This window comes from Microbispora sp. NBRC 16548, assembly GCF_030268985.1.
Taxonomy (GTDB): domain Bacteria; phylum Actinomycetota; class Actinomycetes; order Streptosporangiales; family Streptosporangiaceae; genus Microbispora; species Microbispora catharanthi.
Window position 1 is genome coordinate 1 of the sequence record NZ_BSSF01000047.1, and the last position, 2,557, is coordinate 2,557.

A 2,557-nucleotide genomic window follows, 5' to 3' on the forward strand; every position below is an offset into this window, starting at 1 on the left:
AGGGCCTTGTCGACCTCGAAGTGGTCGCCCCAGCAGGCGATCTCCAGGCCGTCGTAGCCCCATTCCGAGGCCAGCCGGCAGACCTCCTCGAACGGCAGGTCCGCCCACTGCCCGGTGAACAACGTGACCGGCCTGGTCATGAATCCTCCACAGTCGTGAAGCGGCTGCCCTCAGCCGCACTCTGCTCGACGGCCGCCAGCACCCGCTGCACCCGCAGCCCGTCCTCGAAGGACGGCGCGGGGTCGGTGCCGGCGGCGATCGCCTCCAGGAAGTCCTTCGCCTCGTGGACGAAGGTGTGCTCGTATCCGAGGCCGTGGCCCGGCGGCCACCACGCCCCGGCGTACGGGTGGTCCGGCTCGGTGACCTGCACCCGCCGGAATCCGTGCTCGGCGCTGCCGATGGTGTGGTCGTGGAACCACAGCTCGTTCATCGCCTCGAAGTCGAAGGACAGGCTCCCCAGGGCTCCGTTGACCTCGATGCGCAGCGCGTTCTTGTGCCCGGTCGCGAAGCGGGTGGCCTCGAAGGACGCCAGCGCGCCCCCGCTGAACCGGCCGATGAACAGCGCGGCGTCGTCCACGGTGACCGGGCCCGTCCCGGCTCCGCCGCCGGCCGAGAGCCCGGCGGAGCTGACCGCCAGGGGACGCTCCTTGACGAAGGTCTCGGTCATCGCCGACACCCCGGTCAGCCGCTCACCGGTGATGAATTCGGCGGTGTCGATGATGTGGGCGCCGATGTCGCCGAGAGCGCCGGATCCGGCCTTGTCTTTCTGGAGCCGCCAGACCAGGGGGAACTCCGGGTCGACGATCCAGTCCTGCAGGTACTGCGCCCGCACGTGCCGGATCTCCCCGAGCCTGCCCTCCTCGACGAACCGCCGGGCCAGCGCGACCGCGGGCACGCGGCGGTAGTTGAAGGCGACCATGCTGCGCACCCCGCGCGCCGCCGCCTCCTTCGCCGCCGCGGCCATGGCCTCGGCCTCGGCCACGGTGTTGGCCAGCGGCTTCTCGCACAGGACGTGCTTGCCCGCCGCCAGCGCCGCGATGGCGATCTCGGCATGGCTGTCACCCGGCGTGCAGATGTCGACAATCTGCACGTCGTCGCGTTCGAGGAGGCGCTTCCAGTCGCTCTCCGCGTGGGCCCACCCCAGCTTCTCGGCTGCCTGCGCGGTCGCCTCGGCGGACCTGCCGGCCACGGCCACCATCGCGGGCTTGAACGGCAGGTCGAAGAACGCGTCCACGCTGCGCCACGCCTGGGAGTGGGTACGGCCCATGAACGCGTAACCGACCATGCCGACCCCGATGACAGGCCTCATGACTCGAAGCCGAGCGGCAGGTACTTGTCCACGTTGTCCTTGGTCACGGTCGCCGAGGCCAGCGTGATCGACTGCGGCACCTCCTGCTCCAGCAGGTCGCTCATGCCCCTGCCCTGGGCGATGAGCCGGGCCAGCTTGACCGCCGAGGCGGCCATCGTCGGGGGATAGGTGACCGTCGCCTTCAGCACGGTGTTGTCCGCCTGGATGTCACGCATCGCGTTGGCCGAACCCGCGCCGCCGACCATGAAGAACTCGTCGCGACCGGCCTCCTTGATCGCCGCCATCACACCGATGCCCTGGTCGTCGTCGTGATTCCAGATGGCATCGATCTTCTTGTGCGCCTGCAGCAGGTTGCTGGCCACCTGCGTGCCGGACTCCACCGTGAACTTGGCGTCCTGCTGCGCCGTCACCTTGAACCCGTACATCTTCAAAGCGTCGGCGAAACCCTTGCTGCGGTCCTGGGTCAGCGGCAGCGTCGCGATGCCCTGGATCTCCAGGATCACCGGGTCGGCCACGCCCTTGTCCTTCAGCGTCTTACCGATGTAGTGACCGGCGGCCACCCCCATGCCGTAGTTGTCCCCGCCGATCCAGGTCCGGAAGGACAGCTTGTCCGGGAACACCCGGTCCAGGTTGATCACCGGGATGCCGGCGTCCATCGCCTGCCGCGCGACCTGGTTCAGCTGCTCACCGTCGTTCGGCAGGATCACCAGCGCGTTCACCTTGGCCTGGATCAGCGACTCCACCGCCGAGATCTGCTGGTTGATGTCGTTGGTCGGCTCGACCGCCTTGAACTCCACATCGGAGTACTTCGTGGCCGCGTCCGCCGCGTTCTTGGCGATGGCCGCGATCCAGCCGTGGTCGGCGGCCGGGGCCGAGAAGCCGATGACGACCTTGTCGCCGGGGGCGTCGTTGCCGCCCGTGGCCGCGGCCGCGGGAGCGGCGGCCGGCGCGCTCGCCTGCGCGGCCGGCTCGTTGCTGGTGCAGGCCGTGATGAGGGCGCCCGCGCCGAGGACGGCTCCGCCGAGGAGGAAGCCGCGGCGACCGGGGTTCTTGTCCATATGTTCTCTCCTTGCTGGGGCCGGTCGGATTCCGATCCGGCCCCCGGTATCAGGTGTGTGAATTGAGGCTTCGCCGCTGCAGGAGCACGGCGACGACGATGATCGCGCCCTTGGCGACGAGCTGGTCGGCGGTGTTGAGACCGTTGAGGATGAACAGGTTGGTGATCACAGTGAAGATCAGCAGACCGAG

At 69.0% G+C, this 2,557-nt stretch carries 2 protein-coding genes and 1 pseudogene; all 3 read right to left on the reverse strand.

Annotated features, from left to right (window positions below; all coding sequences use genetic code 11):
• A pseudogene (locus QSK36_RS42925) lies at nt 1-140 on the reverse strand (sugar phosphate isomerase/epimerase); the annotation flags it as partial.
• A complete protein-coding gene (locus QSK36_RS42930; RefSeq protein ID WP_221264298.1) occupies nt 137-1,309 on the reverse strand; it encodes a Gfo/Idh/MocA family protein in 1,173 nt (390 codons plus the stop codon). The gene QSK36_RS42930 and the pseudogene QSK36_RS42925, both read right to left, overlap by 4 nt.
• Nucleotides 1,306-2,367, reverse strand: a complete 1,062-nt coding sequence (locus tag QSK36_RS42935; protein ID WP_285786424.1) for a substrate-binding domain-containing protein — start codon at nt 2,365-2,367, stop codon at nt 1,306-1,308. Before QSK36_RS42935 ends, QSK36_RS42930 begins: the two co-directional genes overlap by 4 nt.
• Nucleotides 2,368-2,557: the final 190 nt, after the last annotated feature.

Bases quoted from the DNA above. Each gene is read 5' to 3' on its own strand.
- QSK36_RS42930 (WP_221264298.1), bottom strand. From the start codon at position 1,309: ATGAGGCCTGTCATCGGGGTCGGCATGGTCGGTTACGCGTTCATGGGC.
- QSK36_RS42935 (WP_285786424.1), bottom strand. From the start codon at position 2,367: ATGGACAAGAACCCCGGTCGCCGCGGCTTCCTCCTCGGCGGAGCCGTC.